Consider the following 23010-nt stretch of genomic DNA (forward strand, 5'->3'; position numbering starts at 1 on the left):
ATACCAATGAAAAACAATAGATTAAAATTCAGTTTATCCAGAAATTTGCAAATTTTAATGCTAATGCTGACGGTTTTCTTTTCTTCCTGTGCGACTCAAAAAGAAATTCCCGCAGATAGAATAGATGCCACCCTGGAATTGGCCGCAGAACAATACAAGTACATGGCCAATCAACTACCCAAAGATGGAAGTTTTCCGAAAACTTATTATTCCGAAGAAGACCGCTTCGAAACCAGCGGATCTGAGTGGTGGGTTAGCGGGTTCTATCCCGGCACACTCCTTTATTTATACGAAGAAACCAGTGATCCCGAACTTTTGGAGGAAGCAGAAAGGATTTTAGAAGATCTTGAAAAAGAGCAGTACAACACCTCTACCCACGACTTGGGATTCATGATGTTTGACAGCTTTGGTAATGCAAATATTCTTGATCCCCAGGAGAGATATGACGAAATCCTGATGAACAGCGCCAAATCTTTAGCTACAAGGTTTGACGAAGAAGTTGGTGCCATACGTTCGTGGGATTCTAACGACAACAGTTTTTTGGTCATTATTGATAATATGATGAACCTGGAATTGTTGATATGGGCTACAGAGCATAGCGGTGACGACAGATATCGTGACATTGCCATTACTCACGCCAACACTACTATGGAGCATCACTTTAGACCAGATAACAGTACCTACCATGTGATAAATTACAATGAGAATACCGGAGAAGTAAAGGAGAAAAGAACGGCCCAGGGTGCTGCAGATGAGTCTGCCTGGGCACGTGGGCAAGCCTGGGGTTTATATGGTTTTACAGAAATGTACCGAAAAACCAAGGATGAGAAATACCTGGACCAGGCAGTAAAAATTGCTGAATTTATGCTGAACCACCCAAACATGCCCGCAGATAATATTCCGTATTGGGATTTTAATGCGCCAAATATTCCAGATGCTTTAAGAGATTCTTCGGCAGGTGCAATCATGGCTTCTGCCCTACTCGAGCTGAGTGAATATGTAGATGAGAGTAAGAAAGAAAAATATTTTACTGCTGCTGAAACTGCTTTGAATACTCTTATGAGCCCCGAGTATTTAGCTGAAGAAGGTACGAACGGAGGCTTTATTCTAAAACATGGTGTTGGACATCTTCCTGAAAATTCTGAAGTAGATGTGCCACTCACCTATGGCGACTACTATTTTGTAGAAGCATTAAAGCGTTACCAGGAGCAATAAACCTTTAAGAGTTAGGAAAATCTTATAGCATAATAGAAATGAAAATATTCAGATTTACAATAGTTATTGGTGTTTTGGCAGTTTTCACTTCCTGTGGCAACAAGTCAAATACTGAAAAAGAGGAAGTTGCAGTAAAAAAGGAAACGAAAGAAGAACAATGGCAGACGCTTTTTAATGGAGAAGACCTGGATGATTGGATCGTGAAATTCAACAATCACGAAGTTGACGATAATTATGCCAACACTTTCCAGGTAAAAGACGGGGCGGTTCTCGTTAACTATGACGAATATGAAGAATTTGGTGAACGTTACGGACATTTATTTTACAAAGAACCGTTTTCTTCTTTTCATTTAAAGTTCGAATACCGCTTTACAGATCAATGGATGGAAGATGCTCCCGATTATACTTACCGCAACAGCGGCGTAATGTTTCATTCTCAGGATCCAAAGACGATTTTAAAGGAACAGGACTGGCCAATATCTGTAGAATACCAGATGCTTGCAGATGCCGGTAATGGAGAGCCAAGACCTACAGGAAATATGTGTTCTCCCGGTACAGAAATTTTCTATCAGGGAGAAATGTATCCCGGGCACTGTTTAAATTCTTCTTCTGAAACCTATGAACCCGGAGAATGGGTACAGGCCGAACTGATTGTTTACCGCGACTCTTTGGTAATTCATAAAGTAAATGGAAATACCGTCCTTGAGTACAGCAAACCCCAAATTGGCGGCGAGGTGGTTCATGGTTATGATCCGGAAATAAAACAAGATGGCAAGCCGCTAACTCAGGGTTACATCGGGTTACAGGCAGAAGGCCAGGGTGTGGAATTTAAAAACATCAAAATCCTAAAGCTTAATTAAATTGCATAATGGTGGTATAAAAGCCTGATCCTTACCTACCATCTTCCAGCTTTTTTAAGCGTTCTTCGATCTGCATAAGCTTATCGATTATAATTATGTGCGTTTTCTTCGCATCTATACCCACAGGGCTCTCGTCGCTGTGTATTTGCTTTGCAATTTCCTAATATCTTTCTTTGTCCATTTTATCAAATTTTTGTTTACTACTCATCTTCATTTTTCAGAAGATAAAGAATTATTTCTTTCCTGTTGCATTAGTTCAGCAGAACCCGCTTTCTTAAATAAAAGCCAAAGTAGGTTTTTCCTCATTTAAGACCCGATATAATTATTAAATTTAAACAAATGCAGCTTTTATTAAATACTGAAAAAGCACAGCATCAGCCACTTATAATGCTGCAGGAAATTAAATTAAAAAGAAGCTTCAAATAATGCTGAATATATCAGAATTATCTAAAGAATCGATTAAACAAATTTTAACAACCTTAAAGGAAGAATCAGAAACGAATTGCAAACTTCCGGGCGGCGGAATGATGCATATAGAAAAAGAACTTCCCTACCTGGTAATTTACCGAAAGAGGAAAAATGATCCTTATACCAAAAGAATGGTCATAAGCGAATCCTCATACCTGGTAATAGGTGACAAAGATTTTGAAGGTTACCAGCAGCTTCTGTTTGCTATTTCTGATGAAATGTCGGTTAAATTTAAGTCTTACATGCTCCTGGAAATGTTTTCAGGAAAAAACGGCAGTGACACCTTTATAATTAAAGGTCCCTCAACAAAATTACCTACGACACTGGAAGTTTTGCAGGATGAACTTAACAAGATCAACAGTGTATTTTCAGGTCTTTATTTAAAAGCAGAAATAAAAGATACCAAACAACGGCAGGCCTCCGGGGATAATCCCCTTCTCTCTATAGAAGAAACCAAGCAGTGTGGTGCAGTTCTATTGGGCTTGGAAATTCCTCCTGTTTACAGGGGTGATAACAAAGAATTTTATCCTGTTCTTTTCAGAAATTACAGAGATTTTATTATAAAAGCGCTTCATATCGCATTATATGATTTTTTAAGGGTGCAGACTTCCAGTAGTGTTCCCAGTTATAATGCGTTGGGAAGACAGGTGCTTAAGGACAAAGTGTTTGAAATTGACCGGGAGCTTTCCAAAATTGAAAAATCCTATCAGTTTCTATGGTTGGTTTCCCCTTCCAATATTCACGAGATAAAGAAGACCTTCTTTGAAAGTAATTATGAAGAAGTTCTGGATTATCATTATCGGCTCCTTCCTATAGATCCCGATGTGCTAAAAAGGAAACTTTATAATTTAAAAATTGAAGATGTAGACGATCCTGCAATGTCTCAGATTTTTCGGGAAAAGCGGGAAGAACTTGATCAACAGATCACGATGCTCAATGAACGTGGCACTCGAAATTTCTTTTACAATAGCATCAGGTTACATAAAGGGATTGGAAGAGATTTAGCTGAAGAGGCAGAGCAGGTTCTAAACGAAATTGAAGAGGCGGAGGAAAAAAATAAAACACCAGATAAGGATCTTATCGATTCTCTGGAATTCAGCAGCCTTGCCCGAAAAGAATTTGATTATTTCAGGAACCAGGATGAAAACTTTAAAGGGAAAGTGCACATTCGTAAAGATGTAAACATCATGATGGTCTCCCAGGGAGAATTATATGTTCCTGAAGATTACAAAATGAGACGTAAAGAGTCTGAAGCTTTAATTCAGCATGAAGTAGGAACTCATGTTTTAACCTATCATAATGGTAAAAGACAGCCGCTGGAGCAGTTAAGTATTGGATTGGCAGATTATGACCCGCTACAGGAGGGACTTGCTGTAATGGCAGAATATATGGTAGATGGCCTTACCCCAAATAGATTAAGAACACTGGCGGGAAGAGTGGTGGCCGGTAAAGCATTAATGGATGGAGGGGATTTTCGTGAAATATTCCAGGTTCTTGTAACAAAATATAATTTTTCCCAGGAAAGGGCTTTTAATATTACCTCCAGGATTATGCAGGGAGGAGGCTTTTTAAAAGACATTATCTATTTACAGGGATTAGTGGAACTAAGAAAATATCTGCAGGATGGAGGAGAATACGAACCTCTTTTAGCAGGTAAATTTGGAATTAAACATACGGGGGTTATCAAAGAATTAACCGACAGGGAAATATTAAAACCAGGGGCTTTACGTCCCAGTTACTTGTTAACTGAAAATGTAAAAGAGAAATTAAATTTAATCAGAGAGGGGTTACCTCTTTCAAAAATGGTAAGTAAATGAAAATATGTTTTGTATTGAACGATGTAGCCACCGAAAAGAATGGCACATCCACAGCATTAATGACAGAGGCGCATGTTAGAGGACACGAAGTCTTTGCAATGGGAGTGGGGGATTTTAATTTTCATCACGATGCGCCAATTAGTATAAATAGCACCTCTTTGCCTAAAAATACCAAAGTAAAATCACCTGAAAAATTTCTGGAGGCACTACAGGGTTCTAAAGCGAAAAAGAAGAAAATATCTTCTAAAGATATTGATGTACTTTTTATAAGAAATAATCCTACGGAAGAAGACGACAGACAATGGGCAGAACAGGCCGGTGTTGCATTTGGAAGAATGATACAGCAGGAAGGTGTATTGGTTTTAAATGATGCCTATGCCCTTTCCCACGCGTTTATAGATAAATTATATTTTGAAGAGTTACCGCAATCTATTAAACCAGATTCTATTATTACCAGAAGTAAGAAAGACCTTCTGGAATTCTGGGAAAAACAAAATAAAAAAATGGTGCTTAAACCATTGGAAGGTTCCGGAGGAAAGGATGTCTTTCTTATCGACGAAAATGAGAAAAATGTGAACCAAATTATAGAGACTATCAGTTCTCAGGGTTATGTAATTGCACAGGAATTTCTTCCTGCTGTTAAGGATGGTGATGTAAGAGTCCTTCTTATGAATGGCCGAGTAATGGAAAAGGATGGTAAGAAAGCGATAATACGTAGAGTGAGCGGCGAAGGCGAATTCCGTAGTAATTTTAAATTGGGAGCAACAGCAGATAGCAGTGATTTGACCGATGATATGAAACGTATTGTAGAACTTACTGCTCCAAAATTAATCCGTGACGGTCTCTTCTTTGTGGGACTTGATATTGTAAAAGACAAACTTATAGAGATTAATGTGCTTAGCCCGGGTGGGATGGAGCGATTTGCAGATATCGGACTTCCAAAATTTACAGATGTGGTTATTGAAGCCATAGAGCGAAAAGTAGACTACAAAAAGATGTACAAAGGCACCCTGGCCAACCGCACTTTAGCAACAATGGACTAAAATAAGATGATATGAATTCAGAATTAAAAGAAGAAATTCCAAGAATAATAGGAAAGTACACTTCAGGTAAAGAAGGTCCTCTCCTCTTTGTTACCGGTGGAATTCACGGTAATGAACCAAGCGGAGTAAAAGCTTTGGAAAGGGTTTTTTCTGAACTGGAAAAGACGCGACCGGAAATAAAAGGAACCATCGTTGGTGTTGCAGGTAATAAAATGGCGCTCAACGAAAATAAACGTTATATAGATGAAGACCTTAATCGTACCTGGATTGAAGAAAATGTAAAGGAAGGAAAAAAGGACTCTCACGAGAAAAAAGAAATGTTCGAAATTATAGAACTTCTGGAGAAATTCTCTGAAGAAGTTTTCACTAAACGTTATTTTCTTGATTGTCATACAACTTCTTCGGCCAGTCTTCCCTACGTTTCCGTTCAGGAAGTGAATGATAATGACGAATGGGCGCATAAATTTCCGACTTACATTATAAGAGGTTTTAGCGATATTATTACGGGAGATATTGACCATTATTTGAGCCGCATCGGAATGACGGGTTTCGTTTTTGAAGCAGGACAACACACCGATGAGCGTTCTGTAGAGAATCATGAAGGCGTGATCTGGCTAGCGTTAAAGGAAGCTTGTGGACTAAATCTTGAGAAGATTTCAACCTATCCGGATTGTGTAAATCGTTTTGCTGAAAAAAATGCACCGCCACAAAAGACTTTTGAAATTATTCATCGTCACGGACTTGAAGATGGGGATATTTTTGAAATGCAGCCGGGCTATGAAAACTTTCAGAAGATTGAAAAAGGAGAGCTGCTTGCAAAGCAAAACGGAAATGAGGTAAAAAGCGAATGGGATGCATACATTTTTATGCCGCTTTACCAGGCACAAGGCAACGACGGATTTTTTGTAGTCCAGGAAGTGTAAAGAACACTAAATAGTACATAAATAAAAGGTTTTCTGAAAAATTTCAGAAAACCTTTTTTATTCTGAAGAGACACCTGAAAAATGACAGTTTTCGATCACGTATAAAATATGTCCTCAAAGTAGGATGTTCCAGATAGAGTGGCAAAAGAAATCACCGTCAGCCAGAGCCTGTCGAAGGCCATCTCCTAACATAAATCTGCAAACTTTGATCCCAATCTAGCTTGGCGAAGGCTGTTAATTTTCCAAATTAGAAAATCTTCAAATGTTCAAATGTTCAAATTAAAAAAACCTCCCCAGGCCGATAATTGCCATTTTTGAGCAGTGACTTTAAACTTTACCTACAGGACATTTCATTCTGAAGAATTACCTAAAAAACGACAATTCTCGGCCATATACGAGCTCCTCGATATAAACGAGCGTCCTTTTCCGAGTAAACCTTTGTATCACGCGCATTACACGCAAATCACCGTCAGCCAGAACCTGTCGAAGGCCATCTCGAAAAAATAAATCTGCAAACTTTGATCCCAATCTAACTTGGCGAAGGCTATTAATTTTTCAAATTAAAAAATTCTCTCCCAAGGTCGATATTTGCCATTTTTGAGCAGTGACTTTTTCAGGAAATCGCTATCACAAAAAGCCCAATAAGAATAATTACAATACCAATAAGCCTGTTCCTAAAGTTCTTTCTTTCATTCATATAAAAGAAAGCAAACAGAATTATAAATACAGAACTGGCCCTTTTAATCGAAATCACGTAAGCCACCAAAATAAACTGAATCGCAAACATTTGTGTTAGCACACTTGCAGACCTGAAAAATCCGACCAGAAGCAAAGGCCATTTTCTTTTGTTTATCTGGGATAACGGCTTTTTGGATTTTACTGCCAGTATTGGAATTAAATAAAAAAGGATAACAAAATCTTTGCTAAAGGACCAGAAAACCGGAGAAGTCTCCTCCACTCCAATTTTGTCAATATTTGCGGTAATACTCCAAATAAAAGCAACCAACAGCATGTATCTTGGTCCCTGCTCTTTAACCAGCATCGTAAATGGCGCAAAGAAATTTTTATTGTCTTCGCTAATGTTGGAGATATATGTACCCACCACTATCAAAATAATTCCTACAATGCCCAAAAGGCTGGGAAATTCACCAATTAAGATTGGCGAAGTAAGCAGCATGAACAACGGAGTGAGGGTTATTAACGGAACAGTGACTGAAAGCTCCGATCGTTTAATTGCCTTAAAATAAAGAAGGATTACAATTAACTGAAGTATAGAACTTGCCAGTAATGCCCATAAAAACCGCGGAGTTAGTTCTTCAAAACCGAAATAAAAAATAAGCGGGGCAAGTAGAATACTCTGCACCAAATGCATAGAAAAGGCTGCAGTATATTCATCAATATGATGCAAATTGAATTTACTGGTAATGTCTTTTAGCGCCTCTGAAATGGCTGTACCGAATGCCAATAAAAATCCTAACACATGTTTCTATTTTTCTGGTTCTACAGGAAAAGCAATAGTGCTCATTTCCGCGTTTGCTTTTGCACCGGTGTTCATCCTGCTAAACTGGATGACCACCGGAGTACTGGTCTTAATAAAACAACTGTAATTTCGTTCCAGCTGCATGGCTTCAGGATCAATTATATCATTAAACCTTATTTTTCGTAGACGTTTGGCTTCTACTATTATTTCGTAAGTGCCAACAGGTTTTTGATCCTCATAAAATAGCAACAGCTCAACGATTGCATTTTCTTCGGAAGTATTTAAAACCGCGATTTTATCATGGCTTATAAATTCGGGCTCCTCTCCATTATTTTTAAAAGGAATGCGTCCTGCTGAAAATGCCCAGTCGATTTTTCCTATTGCTTTCATTGTTTTGGTATTAAAAGTTCCTCCATGTACGGACTCAGAAAAACATTATCCGGATCAAATTTTTCCCTATACTTCTGAAAGTCATCCCAGCAGGGAAACAGCTCTTTTAATTCCGCTGCTTTAAGCGTATGCTTCTTTCCCCAATGGGGTCTCCCGCCGTATTTTAGGAATATTGGCTCAATAGCTTTAAAATAATCCCAGAATGAGAGTCCGGCGTTATGGTGCAGGGATATCGTTACCGAATCTCGTCCAAACATGCTGCTCAAATAGGCATCATCTGCCTTTATTGTTCTGTAAAGAACCCTCCATGCCACATCCTTTCTCCACTTTTCTTTTATCGCTTTTCGTACTTGCAGGAAACACTCCGGTCCATTTTTAGCGGGAAGAGCATATTCCATTTCATCAAATTTGAGGTGCCGGGACCGTGGTAAGACTCTATGGCTTCTTCCTTCTTTTTCGAATTTTAATTTACCAAAAGAGACTTCCGGCATATCCTCCCCTTCCTTATTCATCACCCTTATTTTGGCCACCTCACTTCTCGGATACCAGTAAAAGTCGAAATTGCGGTTATTCTCCTGTAATTCCTCCAGGTTTTCGAGACACTTCTCTATAGGTACGCACCATTCTTTTCTTATTAACCTGAAAAATGGCTGCAATTGAAGACGCATCTTCAGAAAAATGCCACAGGTTCCCAATGCCACCCGTAAAGCCCTAAAGAGTTCTGGATCTTCTTCTATAGACGTGTCAATAATTTCTCCTGTTCCGGTAATCATTCTTACGCCCACAAGCATTGAAGAAAGGTTGCGCAGTTCTTTGCCTGTGCCATGTGTTCCCGTACCTATCGCGCCCGCTATTGTCTGCACATCTACGTCTCCGGTATTGTGCATAGCCAGTCCATACCTGTAAAGGTCCTTTCCTGCTTCTTTCACCGTCATTCCGGCCAACACAGTAGCCCGATTTTTCTCCAAATCTGGTGCTTCAACTCCTTTAAAATGCTTCAGGGAAAGAAGAATATCTTCAGTTTGTACAAGCGGACTGGAAGAGTGTCCGGCGCCAACTACCCTTATTTTCCTGTTCTCTTTTCTTGCTTTTTTGACAAGTTTCACTATTTCCTCTTCAGATTCTGGTGTGAGAATTGCACCCGGTTTAAAGCTTAAACTTCCACTCCAGTTTTTCCACTCTTTCTCCCCCATAAAAATTTATTCTGAATAAGCTATAGTAGTAAGCAAAGCATTTTCTGCCTGTCTGGAGTCCAATCTTGTATGCTGTACAACCACGGGAATATCTGATTCTATTACACAAGCATAGTCCGTATCTTTTGGAACAGGCTCGGGATCTTGAAGATCATTAAACCGAAGATGTTTTGTTCGCTGTGCCCCTACCTCAACTTTATAAGGTCCTACAGGATCTTTATCTGTAAAGAAAAGCGTGATTTCCACCTGTGCTTTCTGATTGGAAGTATTCAGAATACAAGCTGTTTCATGACTCGTGAATTCTGGTTCGGGTCCTGTTCCGTAAGAAGGGATATAACCTTCAGCAATAACCCATGTCTTTTTTCCGAATGTTCTCATAATGTTGCCTTTTGCTGTTAATTATATTTGTTGATCATTTTTCTATTTCTGCTATTAATCCTTCATTAGACTGAAGCTTTATCGTGCTTTTTAATTTTTCTCCTTCCCTAAGTGAATGAGTAGAAGCCAGAATAACAGCTTCAGAAAAAGGTATATCAGTGTCCATAATTTCCCCGGAGTTCCCAAGGTTAAGAATGATGAAAATTTCTTTCTCTTCAGAAGATCTTATATAAGCCAGCAAGTTCCCCTCTGTTAATACAGGTCGATATTTGCCAATTTGGAGTGCCGGCTCTTTTTGCCTGAGAACTATAAGTTTTCTGTAAAAAGTAAGCATGCTTTCTTCGGAATTCCACTCCTTTTCAACATTTAATTCTTTATAATTTTTCATTAACGGAAGCCAGGGTTTTCCATTTGTAAATCCTGCATTTTCTGAAGAATCCCATTGCATCGGAGTCCTTTCGGGATCGCGGTTGAGTCCCTTCCCCGGAATATTCTTTTCCTGAGGATCCTGAACCTGATCTGGTGCAATGGGCACATCTTCCATCCCTATTTCATCTCCGTAATATATGGTGGGAGTTCCTCTCAAGGTCAAAAGCAGCATTGCAGCAACTCTGGCTTGTTTCGCTCCTACCCTTGTGGCGATCCTGGAATTATCATGATTTCCCAAAACCCAATTTGGCCAACCTCCCGGCGGCAGGGCTCCTTCGTATTTATTTATTGCTGCTTCAATCTCCCTGGCATCCCACGGTAATAGTACTAACTGAAAATTAAACGGAAGATGTGCACCGCGATTATCCTTACCATAATACTCCACGAGCTGCTCCACCGGCAGGTAAATTTCCCCAATAAGAAGCCGCGCATCATATTCATCTATAACCGACCTCATTTTTTCCACAATATCGTGCACCTCAGGCTGATCTGTTGTAAAAGCCTGAAGATGTTTGTCGTAAGGGGATTTATCTTCAGTATAATCGGGGTTTGGCGGATTGTCCCTAAACTGGGCATCTTTTATAAGGTGCCACATAACGTCCACTCTAAAACCGTCTACACCTTTCTCCAGCCAAAAGCGTAAAACATTAAACATTGCTTCCTGCACTTCAGGATTACGCCAGTTTAAATCTGGTTGCTCTTTTAAAAAAGCATGATAATAATATTGTTCGGTATTTTCATCGTACTCCCATGCACTTCCGCCAAAAACGCTCCCCCAGTTATTTGGTGGACCTCCATCTGGCGCAGGGTCTTTCCATATATACCAATCCCGCTTGGGGTTATCTTTAGAACTTCTTGATTCCTGAAACCATTTATGCTCATTCGAGGAATGATTGGGTACAAAATCAAGAATTAATCTCATATCCCTTTTATGGATTTCATCCAGGAGCTTATCGAAATCCTGCATTGTTCCAAACATGGGATGAATTGCAGTATAATCACTCACATCATACCCAAAATCTGCCATTGGGGAAGGATAAATTGGCGATATCCAGACTACTTTTATCCCCAGATCCTTAATGTAGTCTAACTTTTCAATAATTCCGGGTAAATCTCCAATTCCATCTCCGTCTTTATCTCTATAAGAACGCGGATATATTTGATATACAATTTCCTTTTGCCACCATTTATAATTTTCTGGTTTAAAATCCTTCATTGTAATATTTTCTGTTGTTAATAATTTTCTTTGTAATTGGTCTTAAGTTATAAAAAACGTTTCCTCTTGTGCAGCCAACGGTACCCGTAGGGGTTTAATTTTATTTCCTGGGTCTCAGGATCAAAAGCGTCATAACGTTCGTCACCAAAAATATCCACTATTTCATCTGGTTTTTCAAATTTGGCTTTAACCACAACCTCCTTATCAGAAAAATTATGGTAAGCGATTGCTGTTCCTTTGTCAGAATTCCGGCAGTGGGCAAGCACACTTTTGTTCCCGCTATCCATTACTGTATAATCGCCCCAACCAAATTCCCGAAATTCTTTTCTGAATTTAATGGCATGTGCCATCCAGTTTAGTAAAGAATCGTGATCCCGATGCTGGTCGTTTACATTTATCTTTTTATAACTAAAATCTCCGTCAGAAATAATATTGCGTATAAGTTGATCCTCGGGAGCATCAGAAAATCCTCCGTTTTTATCGTCAGACCATTGCATTACTGTTCTAACGCTTGATCGACCTTCCATAGAAAGGTCTTCGCCCATTCCTATTTCCTGTCCGTATCGCAGTACAGGAGTTCCCGGGAGCGTAAATAATAAGCTGTAAGCCAATTCAATTTTTTTGCGATCATTATTAAACATAGATGCAAGTCGCCGCCTGATTCCACGTCCAAAAATGCGCATATCCTCCTGCGGGGCAAAAGCTTCAAAAACTTCCTGCTGCTCATCATCAGATAATTTGCTAAGATTCAATTCATCGTGGTTCCTTACAAAAATTGCCATTTGTTCCTCTTCAGAAATTTGTGGCATTTTTTTAAGTGCATCTGCCAATGGAGTAGCTTCTTCTCTGGCGAAAGACAGGAACATATAATTATTTACATAAAAATTGAAAAGCATGTGCATTTCATCTTCATCTCCAAAAAATTTCTCATATTCATCAGGAGGAAGATCTACTTCTGCCAGTAGAATAGCGTCTTTCTTCTGGGTTTCCACAAATTCCCGAAAATGTCTAAAAACCGAATGTGGATCTTTACAGAAATCCACTTTTCCTTTTTCATTGAACATGTGCGGCGCAGCATCAATCCTAAATCCTGAAACACCCATCTTTAACCAGAACTGCATAATCCTGAAGATTTCTTCCTGTACCTTTTGATTCGAAATATTAAGATCTGGCTGGTGCGTATAAAAAGTATGGAAGTAATAAGCCCCGGCTTCTTCATCCCATTCCCAATTAGAACCTTCCTCATCACCGCCGCTCATAATATTCTCCCCTTCATCTGCAGGTTTTTCATCTACCCAAATATAGAAATCCCGATATTTGGAATTTTTATCTTTTCTCGCTTCCTGAAACCACATATGTTCTGTAGAGGTATGATTTACCGCTAAATCTATAAGAATCCTAATTCCCACTTCATCTGCAGCGTCTATAAGCTGTGCAAAATGTCCCACATCTCCAAGACGAGGATCCACTTTGTAGTAATCCCTAACATCGTACCCGTTATCCTTATTAGGAGAATCAAAAAAAGGCATTAACCAGAGGCAGTTTACGCCCAGACTGGATAAATAGGTGAGACCATTGGTGAGCCCTTGAAAATCACCTATCCCGTCACCATTAGAATCCTTAAAAGTTTCTACATCCAGGCAGTAAATCACTGCATTTTTGTACCAGTATTTGTTCATTTATTTTAAATTTTTATTTCTGAAATTCAGGTCGAATTTTATTCCCGAAGAAATCGATAAACTTTTCCTGTTCTTCATTTACGTTATGCAGCATTATTTTTTCAAATCCAAGTGCTTTAAAAGCATGTATTTTATCTATAAATAACTGCGGATCACTTCCCGTGATTACATACTTTTCGATATCCTCCTTTCGAACTTTTTCCCCCATATCATCAAACTGCTCTGGGGTATTCAATTCTGAAGTGAGTTTACTGGGAAAAATATTATTCTTCCATTGTTCGTAAGCGCCCTGTAAAGCTTTTTCCTTAGTAGCTGAATAGGAAACCTGAACCTTTAAAGCCATAGGCTTATTCTCACCGCCATTGCTTCTAAAAACATCGACCATCTCCTTTAATTCTTCTATAGGCTTGGAAATTGTTATTAATCCGTCGGTCCAACCGGCCAGCCATTTTGCAGTTTTCAAGGTAATGGCAGCACCAAAAACAGTAGGCATCTGAGTTGGAGGAGTAAACAATTTGGCTTCTTCTACCTTAATAATCCCATAGTGGGTAACATAATCCCCTTTCCAAAGTTCCCGCATCACTTCTACAGCTTCCTGAAGGCGCTGATTACGATTTTCTTTAGAAGGCCATTTGTCCCCGGTAATATTTTCGTTTAAAGCCTGACCGCTTCCTGTAGCTATCCAGAAACGTTTTGGAAACATTTCGTCCAGGGTAGCAACGGCCTGCGCAATTATTGCCGGATGATACCGCTGCCCGGGAGCGTTTACAATTCCAAATTCAAGATTTGTCGCCTGCATGGCCGCACCCAGCCAGCTCCAGGCAAAACCGCTTTCCCCCTGTTTGTTGCTCCAGGGATGGAAATGATCTGAAGAGAGTACGGCTTCAAAACCGGCTTCTTCAGCCTTTTGTACAAGTTTCAGTAATTCTGAAGGTGGGAATTGTTCGTGAGAAGCGTGATATCCTAATTTCATAAATACTTTCATTAAGTTGTCTTCTGTAAGATAAAAAAATGAAAGCGCCTCTTAAAATTATAGAGAGGCCTCAGGTCATAAAAAAAAGATAAATTTTCTGCTGCTAATACATTCAATACAATTTTGTAGTGCAAAAAAGTAAGTTTATAAAATTGCGGAAAATGAAAAACCTGCCACAATTAAAAAAATTTCAGCGTAAAGGCAGATTTAAAAATTTTATTCGGTAGGTGCAAATTCTATACAAACCGGTGTTTTTACGCTAAAGTTCGGAAGACGCTGTGTTAATTCGCCGCTCTCCTGATCAATTCCAAAAATTGAAATTTCGTTGGTGTCCTGATTTGCAGCATATAAATATTTACCCTGTGGACCAATAGCAAAATTTCGCGGAGTTCTACCATCTGTTGAATAAAAATCCAACATAGACAATTTCCCTTCTTCATCTACTTTATAAGCAGCTATGCTATTATGGCCCCTGTTGGAAGTATAAAGAAATTTACCGGATGGATGCAAATGAATATCTGCCGCAGAGTTCCTTTCTACAAAATCTTCAGGAAGTGTAGAAATATTGTGAATAATTTCTAATCCGCCGTTTTCTTTAATTTCAAATACAGAAACGCTGCTGTTCAATTCATTAACCGAATATGCTACATTGTTTTCTTTAGAAAGAGTGAAATGTCGTGGTCCAGATCCTTCTTCCAATTCTACAGAAATTTGATCATCATGAGGAGTAAGCTCTCCTTTTTCTGCATCAAAATTATAAATGTAAATTTTATCATTACCTAAATCTGCTATATAGGCGTACTTGTTATTTTCAGAAAGGGTGACAGAATGTGCATGCGATTTTTCTGGATTCTCCAGATCGATACGTTGCTGTTTTTCCAGGCTTCCATCCTCCTGTCTCTTATACATCATGACCACTCCGCCCATATAATTCGCCACAAAAACATATTTTCCGCTCCTGTCCAGAGCGACATGACAGGGAGCAGTGCTTTCTGTAGATAATTTATTCAGTTCTTCAATATTCTGATCTTCTTTAATTCTAAATGAATAAATAAATCCGTTTTCTTCGCCCTCCCCTGCCAGTTCACTTACTGCATAAAGATTTTTTCCGTCTCCGGAAACCTTTACAAAAGAAGGATTGGTAATTTCGGCAACAATAGTTCCAAACCTTAAGCTTCCGCTTCCCGATTCCTGATAGATCGTATAAATCCCTTCTGCCTCTCCGTCTACATGTTCTTCTTCGCGGGTATAAGTACCTATATATGCAGTTTTCATATTATCTAAATATTCTGTTTTGGGTTCTTGTTTATCTTTACAGGAGGTAAAAATCAGGCATAATGATAATGCCCAAAAAAGGTTATTTTTCATGTTATAGCAATCAATTTTTAAGTAGGTAGATATCAATTCGGTTATAAATTTAAAATTTGAAAACTTATAACCTCAGACCTTTATAAATTTTTATGAAAAATGTAAGATTAGTAGTTAAAGCCACTTCTTTCTTTTAAAGTAAATAAGCATACCCACAAAGAGTAAGAGCATTACGCCCCAAAGAACAAAATAACTGTATTTCCATTGCAGCTCGGGCATATATTCAAAATTCATCCCATAAATTCCGGCAATAAAAGTAAGGGGGATAAAAATAGAAGCCATAATGGTCAACACCTTCATTACTTCATTCATTTTATTACTAATAGTACTCATATACATATCCAGTAAACTCCGAATCATTTCCCTGTACAGGTCAATATTTTCAGAAATCTGAATCATATGATCGTGAAGGTCACTAATATAACTTCCGGTTTTTTCTTCTATAATCTCACTTTTAGATTTTAAAAGACGGTTAACCACTTCCCTTAGCGGAAAGACAGCTCGTCTTATTCTTAAAATCGTACGCTTTAGATCCTGAATTTCCAACACCAGATTTTCATCGCTCCTTGCCTGGAAAATACGATCTTCAAAAATTTCTATTTTGTCACTTATATCATCAACTACCGCAAAATAATTATCAATTATTGCATCCAATAACGCAAACATGAGATAATCTGCCCCATTATTTCTTACACGTCCCTTTGAGTTTTTTATACGCTCCCGCACGCCTTCAAAAACATCACCATCTGCTTCCTGAAAAGTGAGCACATAATCCTTTCCCACCACCATGCTAAGGTGCTCGTTATTAATCATACCATCCCCATTGTAATACAACATTTTAGCAACAATAAAAATATAGTCGGGATATTCATCAATTTTGGGCCGCTGTCCCGTATTTACAATATCCTCAAGGATCAAAGGATGTAAATCATAATATTTACCAAGTTTTTCAATTTCTGAAGTGTTATTAAGTCCGTCAATATTTATCCAGGTAATATTATTTTCTTCTTCAAACTTAAAGGCGTCTTCCAAAGATTTTGAGGTAAACCGCTGGTAATGGTCTTTGTTATAATCTATAACTTCCAGCAATGTTTCCTTGCTCTCTTTGTGCCCCACATAAGTCATTGTTCCCGGCGCCTGATGCAAGGCCTTAGTGGATTTTGGTCGCTTAAGTGAATAGCGTTTTATTTTTGCCATGGATATTGTAAGTTTTTATAAAAGTAACAATAATCGCTATACACTCCGGAATTTGAGCGGAAAGAGAGAAGCTTAATCATTTTTCTTCTGAAGCTGTTACAAACAAATTACAAATTTAAAATGAAGATTTCTTACTTTGAATATGTTCTTATACTCCCAAATTTTACCTTTGCAAAATGGAAGAAGCTATACTTTTAAAAACGCTTAAAGAATATTTTGGGTACGATAGTTTTCGTCCACTTCAAAAGAAAGTAATCGATGCTGTTTTTGCAGGAAAAGATAACCTTGTGATTATGCCCACCGGTGGCGGGAAATCGATATGTTACCAGCTTCCGGCCCTTCTTCTTCCCGAAATCACGCTGGTAATTTCCCCTCTTATTGCTTTAATGAAGGATCAGGTTGATGGTCTTACTGCCAACGGAGTTCCTGCGGCCTACCTTAATAGCAGCCAACAAGAAGCAGATCAACAGGCTATTTTTCAAAAGATCGATAACAAGGAATTAAAACTGCTGTATGTTGCTCCGGAAAGCCTTCAGTTTATTGACAAGATTCTCACCGACGGAAAGATAAGTTTAATCGCCATAGATGAAGCGCACTGTATTTCCAGCTGGGGCCATGATTTTCGTCCTGCTTATACGCAACTTGGCTATCTCAAAAACCGCTTCCCTTCTACTCCCGTAATTGCATTAACTGCTACTGCAGATAAAGCTACGCGTAGTGATATTGCGCAACAATTAAATATTCCGAAGGCCAAAAAACACGTTGCTTCTTTTGACCGGAAAAATTTAAGTTTAGAAGTTAGACCGGGACTAAAACGCTTTGAGCAAATCGCATCTTTTGTAAAAAACCGGAAAAAAGAGAGCGGAATTATTTACTGCTTAAGCCGAAAAACTACTGAAGAAGTTTCAGCTAAACTTAAAGCAAAAGGTTTTAAAGCCGAAGCTTATCATGCAGGTCTAAGCCATGACGATCGCACGAGGATCCAGGATGAATTTATTAATGATGAAAAGCAGATTATCTGCGCGACCGTTGCCTTTGGAATGGGAATTGACAAATCCAACATTCGTTGGGTGATCCATTACAACATGCCTAAAAACATGGAAGGTTATTACCAGGAAATTGGACGTGCGGGACGTGACGGACTTCCCTCTGATACGCTTCTCTTCCACAGTTATGCCGATGTGGTGCAGCTGCAGCGTTTTGCCTCCAATGCGGCAAATGAAGAGGTGCAGCTGGCAAAACTGGATCGCATGAAGCAATATTCTGAAGCATTGACCTGCCGGAGAAAAATTCTGCTAAATTACTTTGGAGAACTTAAGCAGGAAGACTGCGGGAACTGCGATATTTGCCAAAATCCACCTGCCTTCTTTGACGGAACAGTCATTGCACAAAAAGCACTTTCATGCATTTTCCGGCTTAAAGGCAGCGAACCTATAAGTACGATAATTGACGTTTTGAGAGGCTCTCAAAATGAAGCTGTTTTGTCAAAAGATTATCAAAAAATGCCTACTTATGGCGTTGGCAGTGACATTTCGTGGCATCATTGGCAGCAATACATCATCCAATTGATCAATATCGGTTATGCTGAAGTCGCTTTTCACAAAAACAATCATCTTCAGCTTACAAAAGCAGCAAAAAATGTACTTTTTGAAGGTGAGAAAGTCCGTTTAGCCGAAGTTCCCGATAGAAAAACTATTCAGCAGGAAACTGAAGCCGCTACTAAGAAAAAAGACAACTCATTATTCGAAAAATTGAGGCAGTTGCGCCTGCAAATAGCCAAAGAAGAGGAAATTCCGGCCTACCTTATATTTAATGATGCCACGCTAAAGGAAATGGAGAAGGAAAGGCCAATGACAGATGATGAATTTTTACAGATCAATGGGGTTGGTCGCCAAAAAATGCAGGATTACGGATATCGTTTCATCAAAGAGATTATCAGCTTCAGCAAAGAAAAGCGTGAAAAGAAATCGGCTAAAAAAGGACAGACTTATAAAATTACCGGCGAGCTTTATAACGATGGATTGAGTGTGGAAGAAATAGCCAAAAAACGGAAATTAGCCAGTACAACCATTTTTTCCCATTTGCTAAAGCTTTTTGATGAAGGAGAAGCTATTGATCTGCATCAGTTCGTTTCCAAAGCCGATTTAGACGCCGTCAAAAAAGCAAAAAAAGATCTCGATGATCCTGATTCTTTAAAAGCATATTTTGAACACTTTCAGGAAGCAATAGGTTATGAAACCATCAAAGTTTCCCTGAAGATTTTGGAGAAGGAGGGATAGTTTTTTGGAATATTCGCTTTTGTCAGCCTCAGTCTAAGACTCAACCAAAAACGTCTCGACTTCGCTCGACGGGACAAAAGAAAAGATTTTACTAAAGATCCTTAAACCCAACTTTATTCAAAATCAGCCCAGACGCAGGAGCAATATAATCCATCTGCAGTTCCGGAACGCCGGTAAGACTTTGCTGAATCTGTTCTAAACTCAGCTCCCCTTTTCCCACCTGGATTAGCGCGCCCATCATAAGGCGTACCTGGTGGCGTAGGAAACCTTCGCCATGCACATGAAAAACATACGTTTTCTCCGGAAAAAAACTGGCACTAAAAAGATCATTGTCGGTTATTTCTGCTCTATTGATTTCCCTCTCAAATTTACTGTTTTCAGAAACCCGCACACAGTAGTTCCGGAAGTTATGAGTGCCTTCAAACAATCGCGCTGCCTCTTTCATTTTTGCAATATCAAGATCCATTATTAAATTAGCCATCATTGGCGCACAAAATGGATGATTTTTTTCTCCAAAAGAGAACAAATAAGCATATTCTTTTATCTTGGGGTGCTGGATAATATTAAATTTCGAATCCACTTCTTGCACCGCCAAAGCCCTAATATCCTGAGGCAAGTTGAGATTGAAAACTTTCAGAAATTCATCCAGATCTTCTAATGGTTCGTTATCCAGAAAAAGTTCAAAAGCCGACTCCTGTGCAGATACCATTGCATCTGTACGGCTACTGCCCAGGATTTTAAATTTTGCTTCAGGCATTGCCCATCGCAACGTTTTGGTTACGAGACCTTCAACGGTTTTTTGATTGGGTTGTTTTTGCCACCCATGTAACCTGTAGCCCAAAAACTGAATTTTAATAAGATAATAATAGCGTTTTCGCTGCAAAATTTTTAGTTTCAGCAAAGGTAACAAACCAATGGAAATTTTCAGTTTTCTTAATCTTTCAGGTTAAGGTAAAATTTTTAAACAAGTGAAGAACTGTTATAAAAATTGGAGTTATTAATAACAACTTACCGAATTTATTTCTAGTTTAGTATGATCTAATTATCTGATACTAGCTTTTAAAAAAGCCGCATAGAGCATGCTCATCAGGTAGTTCAAAAATTAAAAATGATATGAAAAAAATATTTTTTATATGTAGCCTGTTTCTTCTGGCTGCCTGTGGAACTTCCCGTAACCCACAGTTGCAGGAAGAGATGGAACGAAATTTTGGGTTTGATCCAAGGCATCCTATAATTGTTGGTAGTGACGATCTGCAGGAAGGACCACGTAATCAACAGGACTACCTAAACAATCTTAGCGGACCTAATGGCGAAGTAATCACCTATACAAGAATAGGAAGCTGTTGTGAATTTAAAACTGAAAATGGTATTCTTGGTGGCGGTATGCTGGATAAATATGAAGTAAATTATGATGGACTGGAAGAACCTATTATCCTTTACTTTAATATGTACGATCCTGCACCAGAAGACCTTGAAGTTCCTGCAGGCCTGATTTTAAAAGAGTAGGTTAAATTTTTTCTGTTTTTGTTCAAGCAGGTTGAGAAATGAGTAAGGTTGACTTGATTTTAAAGAGAAGGTTGAAATTTGGTAATTATCGACCTTGTAGATTTTTATCACCAATGTACTTCTTCATGAAAAGATATTACGGCAGAAATTTTCTCCACTCAAAAATCAGAGCTGCTCTTACTTTTTCCATTGTACTACTTCTATTTTCCTGCGGAAATAGTTTTACCAGAAAATCCAATGAAGATCATGCCGTTTCTTTTGACTGGATCATGGGCAGCTGGATCAGGACGAATGACACAAGCAATAATCAAACCTTCGAAACCTGGAAAAAGAAATCTTCGGGAGAATATACTGGCTTTGGCTATACCTTAAATAGCGGAGATACAATTTTTCAGGAGAACCTGAGGATTTTCAATAATGACATTAGCTGGAACCTGGAAGTAACGGGAGAAGATGGAGCTCCTGCCCTATTCCCTATTTTAGATTTTTCTTCAGAAAAGTTTACTGCAGTAAATAAAGAAAATGATTTTCCGAAGAAAATTGTCTACGAACTGCGGAACAGTCAATTGCTGGCGACAATAGCAGATGAGGAAACGGAAATTCCCTTTGTTTTCTCTAAAGCAGCTACAGAATAATCAGCAGATGACTGCTAAGATCCAAATATCACATCAAGAACAATCATCAATCAAACCGAAATGAAAAAAATCATCTTATTGCTTCTGCTGATTTCCACTTCAGCATTTGCTCAAAATTTTAAAGAAGTTCCTTTATCAACTTCAATTAGGAATGTTACAGTCTTTCTTCAGGGAGCGCAAATTAGCCGCGAAGGAACAGTGCAAATACCCGCAGGAAATTCTGTGCTCCTACTGGAAGGGCTATCTCCGCATATAAATGACAAAAGTGTGCAGGTAAGTGCAGACGGGGATTTCACTATTCTTTCTGTTAACCATAAACAAAACTTCCTGAATGAGCGCCAAAAAAATGAGAAGATCGATAGTATTCAAAACCTGATTAGTAGCCTGGAACTTCAGCTTTCAGAAAGTAAGTCGCGGCTGGAAATTCTTCAGGAAAAGCAAAGTCTGCTCGACAAAAATAAAAACCTGGGCGGAACAAATTCCGGAGCCTCACTTTCTCAGCTTAGAGAAGCTATAAATTTTTATGATGAACAACTTACGGATATTAAAAATGAAGAAATCCAGACTCAAATTGAAATTCGGGAATTAACGGAAAGAAAATCGCGACTGGAAAAACAAATTTCTGATGTAAGCCGGGAGGAAAATTTACCTTCAGGACAAATAGAAATTAGGATAGAAGCAGATAATGCCACTCGCGGAGAATTTACGGTAAATTATTTAGTAGCAAACGCAGGTTGGTTTCCTAATTATGACATTCGGGTAGAAGACATTGATAATCCGCTACAGCTTCAGTATAAAGCAGATGTTTACCAAAATACCGGTGTGGACTGGGATAATGTGAAACTGAAGTTTTCCAATGGAAATCCCAATGAGAGCGGCGTAGCTCCAGAACTTTCCACCTGGTATCTCAATTTTGCAAGAAATACAATTTTCAGACCATCAATAAATGGCGCAATAGATCATTCTGTTCGGACCGTTACGGGTGTAGTTCTTGATGAAAACAATTTGCCACTTCCGGGCACAAATGTGGTGGTAAAAGGAAGTAGCGTTGGCACCCAAACAGATTTTGACGGTAATTACCAGCTTACTTTACCAAACAATGCAGAAAGGCTGGTTTTTTCTTTTGTAGGAATGCAGACAAAAGAAATGCCTATAATAAGTTCCCGGATGGACGTGAAACTGGAAGCAGACTCTCAGGCACTTGAAGAGGTAGTGGTAACCGGTTATGGAGGAGAATTGCAGGGCAGTGTTGCAGGTGTAAGAATTAGAGGAGCTTCCTCTCTGCCACAATCTAAACAAATTACAACCACAGCGGTAGAAAACCAAACCACTGTAGAATTTGAAGTAGAAAAACCATATTCAATTAAATCCAATGGCGAGAAATTAGCCATTGAACTTAATGAGTACGCCATCGAAACCAATTATGAATATTATGCAGTTCCAAAACTGGAAAAAGATGCTTTTTTAATCGCCCGCATAATAAACTGGGATCAATATAATTTACTCGAGGGTGAAGCAAATCTTTTCTTTGAAGATGCTTTTGTGGGTCGCACCGTTCTTGATGCAAAATCACTTAGTGATACCCTGAATATTTCCCTTGGCCGGGACCGTAACATCGTGATTGGAAGAACAAAAGTAGATCAATACTCTAAAGAAAGATTTATAGGAACTAACAGGATTGACAGCCGGGAATTTAAAATCCTGGTTAGGAATAAGAAGTCTCAGCCAATCCAGCTTACACTTTTCGATCAAATCCCGGTTTCGGCTATTGGGGACATCGAAGTAGAGGTAACAGAACACTCTGGTGGTAAACTGGGTGAAAAAACGGGAGAGGTAAAATGGCAATTATCGCTGGATCCTCAGCAACAGAAGGAACTCATCCTGGGTTATGAGGTAAAATATCCAAGGCGTGAAAGGGTAGTCCTGGAATAGCTGAAGCGTTACAGGCTGAAAATGATTTT

Annotated in this window: 19 protein-coding genes; 9 read left to right on the forward strand and 10 right to left on the reverse strand. The window is 38.9% G+C overall.

Translation table 11 applies throughout. From position 1 onward, the window contains the following. Positions 1–6 precede the first annotated feature (6 nt). The 5 genes from RM549_RS11800 to RM549_RS11820 all read left to right on the forward strand — a co-directional run bounded on the left by RM549_RS11800 (position 7) and on the right by RM549_RS11820 (position 6326). Positions 7–1215: a glycoside hydrolase family 88 protein gene (locus tag RM549_RS11800; RefSeq protein ID WP_311685049.1), complete on the forward strand. Its 1209-nt coding sequence runs from the start codon at positions 7–9 to the stop codon at positions 1213–1215. A 38-nt stretch (positions 1216–1253) separates the two neighbouring features. Next, entirely contained in the window at positions 1254–2075 is an 822-nt protein-coding gene (locus tag RM549_RS11805) for a 3-keto-disaccharide hydrolase (RefSeq protein WP_311685050.1), read from the forward strand. A gap of 425 nt (positions 2076–2500) precedes the next feature. Further along, positions 2501–4360 (forward strand): peptidase MATCAP family protein, encoded by a 1860-nt coding sequence (locus RM549_RS11810; protein WP_311685051.1) that lies wholly within the window; start codon positions 2501–2503, stop codon positions 4358–4360. Continuing rightward, positions 4357–5403, forward strand: coding sequence for a glutathione synthetase (locus RM549_RS11815; RefSeq protein ID WP_311685052.1), 1047 nt, complete (start codon positions 4357–4359; stop codon positions 5401–5403). Before RM549_RS11810 ends, RM549_RS11815 begins: the two co-directional genes overlap by 4 nt. Before the next feature lie 11 nt (positions 5404–5414). Next, positions 5415–6326, forward strand: coding sequence for a succinylglutamate desuccinylase/aspartoacylase domain-containing protein (locus RM549_RS11820; protein ID WP_311685054.1), 912 nt, complete (start codon positions 5415–5417; stop codon positions 6324–6326). A gap of 613 nt (positions 6327–6939) precedes the next feature. On the opposite strand, the gene RM549_RS11825 is transcribed toward RM549_RS11820, so the two are convergent. The 9 genes from RM549_RS11825 to corA all read right to left on the reverse strand — a co-directional run bounded on the left by RM549_RS11825 (position 6940) and on the right by corA (position 16629). Next, a complete protein-coding gene (locus tag RM549_RS11825) occupies positions 6940–7806 on the reverse strand; it encodes an EamA family transporter (protein ID WP_311685056.1) in 867 nt (288 codons plus the stop codon). Positions 7807–7812: 6 nt separating this feature from the next. Beyond that, positions 7813–8196 carry a sensory rhodopsin transducer gene (locus RM549_RS11830; protein ID WP_311685058.1) on the reverse strand — a complete coding sequence of 128 codons (384 nt, stop codon included), beginning with the start codon at positions 8194–8196 and terminating at the stop codon, positions 7813–7815. Beyond that, entirely contained in the window at positions 8193–9389 is a 1197-nt protein-coding gene (locus RM549_RS11835) for a D-arabinono-1,4-lactone oxidase (protein ID WP_311685061.1), read from the reverse strand. Before RM549_RS11835 ends, RM549_RS11830 begins: the two co-directional genes overlap by 4 nt. Before the next feature lie 6 nt (positions 9390–9395). Beyond that, positions 9396–9767 (reverse strand): sensory rhodopsin transducer, encoded by a 372-nt coding sequence (locus RM549_RS11840; RefSeq protein ID WP_311685067.1) that lies wholly within the window; start codon positions 9765–9767, stop codon positions 9396–9398. Between the two features lie 34 nt (positions 9768–9801). Continuing rightward, positions 9802–11412, reverse strand: coding sequence for an alpha-amylase family glycosyl hydrolase (locus RM549_RS11845; RefSeq protein WP_311685079.1), 1611 nt, complete (start codon positions 11410–11412; stop codon positions 9802–9804). A gap of 47 nt (positions 11413–11459) precedes the next feature. Next, complete coding sequence (locus RM549_RS11850) at positions 11460–13091, reverse strand: alpha-amylase family protein (protein WP_311685081.1); 1632 nt, start codon at positions 13089–13091, stop codon at positions 11460–11462. 13 nt (positions 13092–13104) lie between these two features. Then, positions 13105–14076 (reverse strand): TIGR03885 family FMN-dependent LLM class oxidoreductase, encoded by a 972-nt coding sequence (locus tag RM549_RS11855; RefSeq protein WP_311685083.1) that lies wholly within the window; start codon positions 14074–14076, stop codon positions 13105–13107. A 204-nt stretch (positions 14077–14280) separates the two neighbouring features. Next, positions 14281–15432: a lactonase family protein gene (locus tag RM549_RS11860; protein WP_311685085.1), complete on the reverse strand. Its 1152-nt coding sequence runs from the start codon at positions 15430–15432 to the stop codon at positions 14281–14283. Between the two features lie 114 nt (positions 15433–15546). Continuing rightward, complete coding sequence (corA, locus tag RM549_RS11865) at positions 15547–16629, reverse strand: magnesium/cobalt transporter CorA (RefSeq protein ID WP_311685087.1); 1083 nt, start codon at positions 16627–16629, stop codon at positions 15547–15549. Positions 16630–16805: 176 nt separating this feature from the next. Here corA and recQ point away from each other — a divergent pair, with 176 nt between their 5' ends. Beyond that, a complete protein-coding gene (recQ, locus tag RM549_RS11870) occupies positions 16806–18908 on the forward strand; it encodes a DNA helicase RecQ (RefSeq protein ID WP_311685089.1) in 2103 nt (700 codons plus the stop codon). A 91-nt stretch (positions 18909–18999) separates the two neighbouring features. Here recQ and truA read toward each other — a convergent pair whose 3' ends face one another. Further along, positions 19000–19791 carry a tRNA pseudouridine(38-40) synthase TruA gene (truA, locus tag RM549_RS11875; protein WP_311685091.1) on the reverse strand — a complete coding sequence of 264 codons (792 nt, stop codon included), beginning with the start codon at positions 19789–19791 and terminating at the stop codon, positions 19000–19002. A gap of 230 nt (positions 19792–20021) precedes the next feature. Here truA and RM549_RS11880 point away from each other — a divergent pair, with 230 nt between their 5' ends. The 3 genes from RM549_RS11880 (at position 20022) to RM549_RS11890 (ending at position 22981) form a co-directional block, all read left to right on the forward strand. Further along, a complete protein-coding gene (locus tag RM549_RS11880) occupies positions 20022–20414 on the forward strand; it encodes a hypothetical protein (protein WP_311685093.1) in 393 nt (130 codons plus the stop codon). A gap of 125 nt (positions 20415–20539) precedes the next feature. Further along, a complete protein-coding gene (locus RM549_RS11885; RefSeq protein ID WP_311685095.1) occupies positions 20540–21049 on the forward strand; it encodes a DUF6265 family protein in 510 nt (169 codons plus the stop codon). Positions 21050–21109: 60 nt separating this feature from the next. After that, a complete protein-coding gene (locus tag RM549_RS11890; RefSeq protein WP_311685097.1) occupies positions 21110–22981 on the forward strand; it encodes a DUF4139 domain-containing protein in 1872 nt (623 codons plus the stop codon). Positions 22982–23010: the final 29 nt, after the last annotated feature.

Origin of the sequence: Autumnicola patrickiae, from assembly GCF_031846525.1 — a bacterium.
In the GTDB taxonomy this organism is placed as follows: Bacteria; Bacteroidota; Bacteroidia; order Flavobacteriales; family Flavobacteriaceae; genus Autumnicola; species Autumnicola patrickiae.

Excerpts from the sequence above, each read along its gene's own strand:
- RM549_RS11800 (WP_311685049.1), top strand. The coding sequence starts at position 7 with ATGAAAAACAATAGATTAAAATTCAGTTTATCCAGAAATTTGCAAATT.
- RM549_RS11805 (WP_311685050.1), top strand. The coding sequence starts at position 1,254 with ATGAAAATATTCAGATTTACAATAGTTATTGGTGTTTTGGCAGTTTTC.
- RM549_RS11810 (WP_311685051.1), top strand. The coding sequence starts at position 2,501 with ATGCTGAATATATCAGAATTATCTAAAGAATCGATTAAACAAATTTTA.
- RM549_RS11815 (WP_311685052.1), top strand. The coding sequence starts at position 4,357 with ATGAAAATATGTTTTGTATTGAACGATGTAGCCACCGAAAAGAATGGC.
- RM549_RS11820 (WP_311685054.1), top strand. The coding sequence starts at position 5,415 with ATGAATTCAGAATTAAAAGAAGAAATTCCAAGAATAATAGGAAAGTAC.
- RM549_RS11830 (WP_311685058.1), bottom strand. The coding sequence starts at position 8,196 with ATGAAAGCAATAGGAAAAATCGACTGGGCATTTTCAGCAGGACGCATT.
- RM549_RS11835 (WP_311685061.1), bottom strand. The coding sequence starts at position 9,389 with ATGGGGGAGAAAGAGTGGAAAAACTGGAGTGGAAGTTTAAGCTTTAAA.
- RM549_RS11840 (WP_311685067.1), bottom strand. The coding sequence starts at position 9,767 with ATGAGAACATTCGGAAAAAAGACATGGGTTATTGCTGAAGGTTATATC.
- RM549_RS11845 (WP_311685079.1), bottom strand. The coding sequence starts at position 11,412 with ATGAAGGATTTTAAACCAGAAAATTATAAATGGTGGCAAAAGGAAATT.
- RM549_RS11850 (WP_311685081.1), bottom strand. The coding sequence starts at position 13,091 with ATGAACAAATACTGGTACAAAAATGCAGTGATTTACTGCCTGGATGTA.
- RM549_RS11855 (WP_311685083.1), bottom strand. The coding sequence starts at position 14,076 with ATGAAAGTATTTATGAAATTAGGATATCACGCTTCTCACGAACAATTC.
- RM549_RS11860 (WP_311685085.1), bottom strand. The coding sequence starts at position 15,432 with ATGAAAAATAACCTTTTTTGGGCATTATCATTATGCCTGATTTTTACC.
- corA (WP_311685087.1), bottom strand. The coding sequence starts at position 16,629 with ATGGCAAAAATAAAACGCTATTCACTTAAGCGACCAAAATCCACTAAG.
- recQ (WP_311685089.1), top strand. The coding sequence starts at position 16,806 with ATGGAAGAAGCTATACTTTTAAAAACGCTTAAAGAATATTTTGGGTAC.
- RM549_RS11880 (WP_311685093.1), top strand. The coding sequence starts at position 20,022 with ATGAAAAAAATATTTTTTATATGTAGCCTGTTTCTTCTGGCTGCCTGT.
- RM549_RS11885 (WP_311685095.1), top strand. The coding sequence starts at position 20,540 with ATGAAAAGATATTACGGCAGAAATTTTCTCCACTCAAAAATCAGAGCT.
- RM549_RS11890 (WP_311685097.1), top strand. The coding sequence starts at position 21,110 with ATGAAAAAAATCATCTTATTGCTTCTGCTGATTTCCACTTCAGCATTT.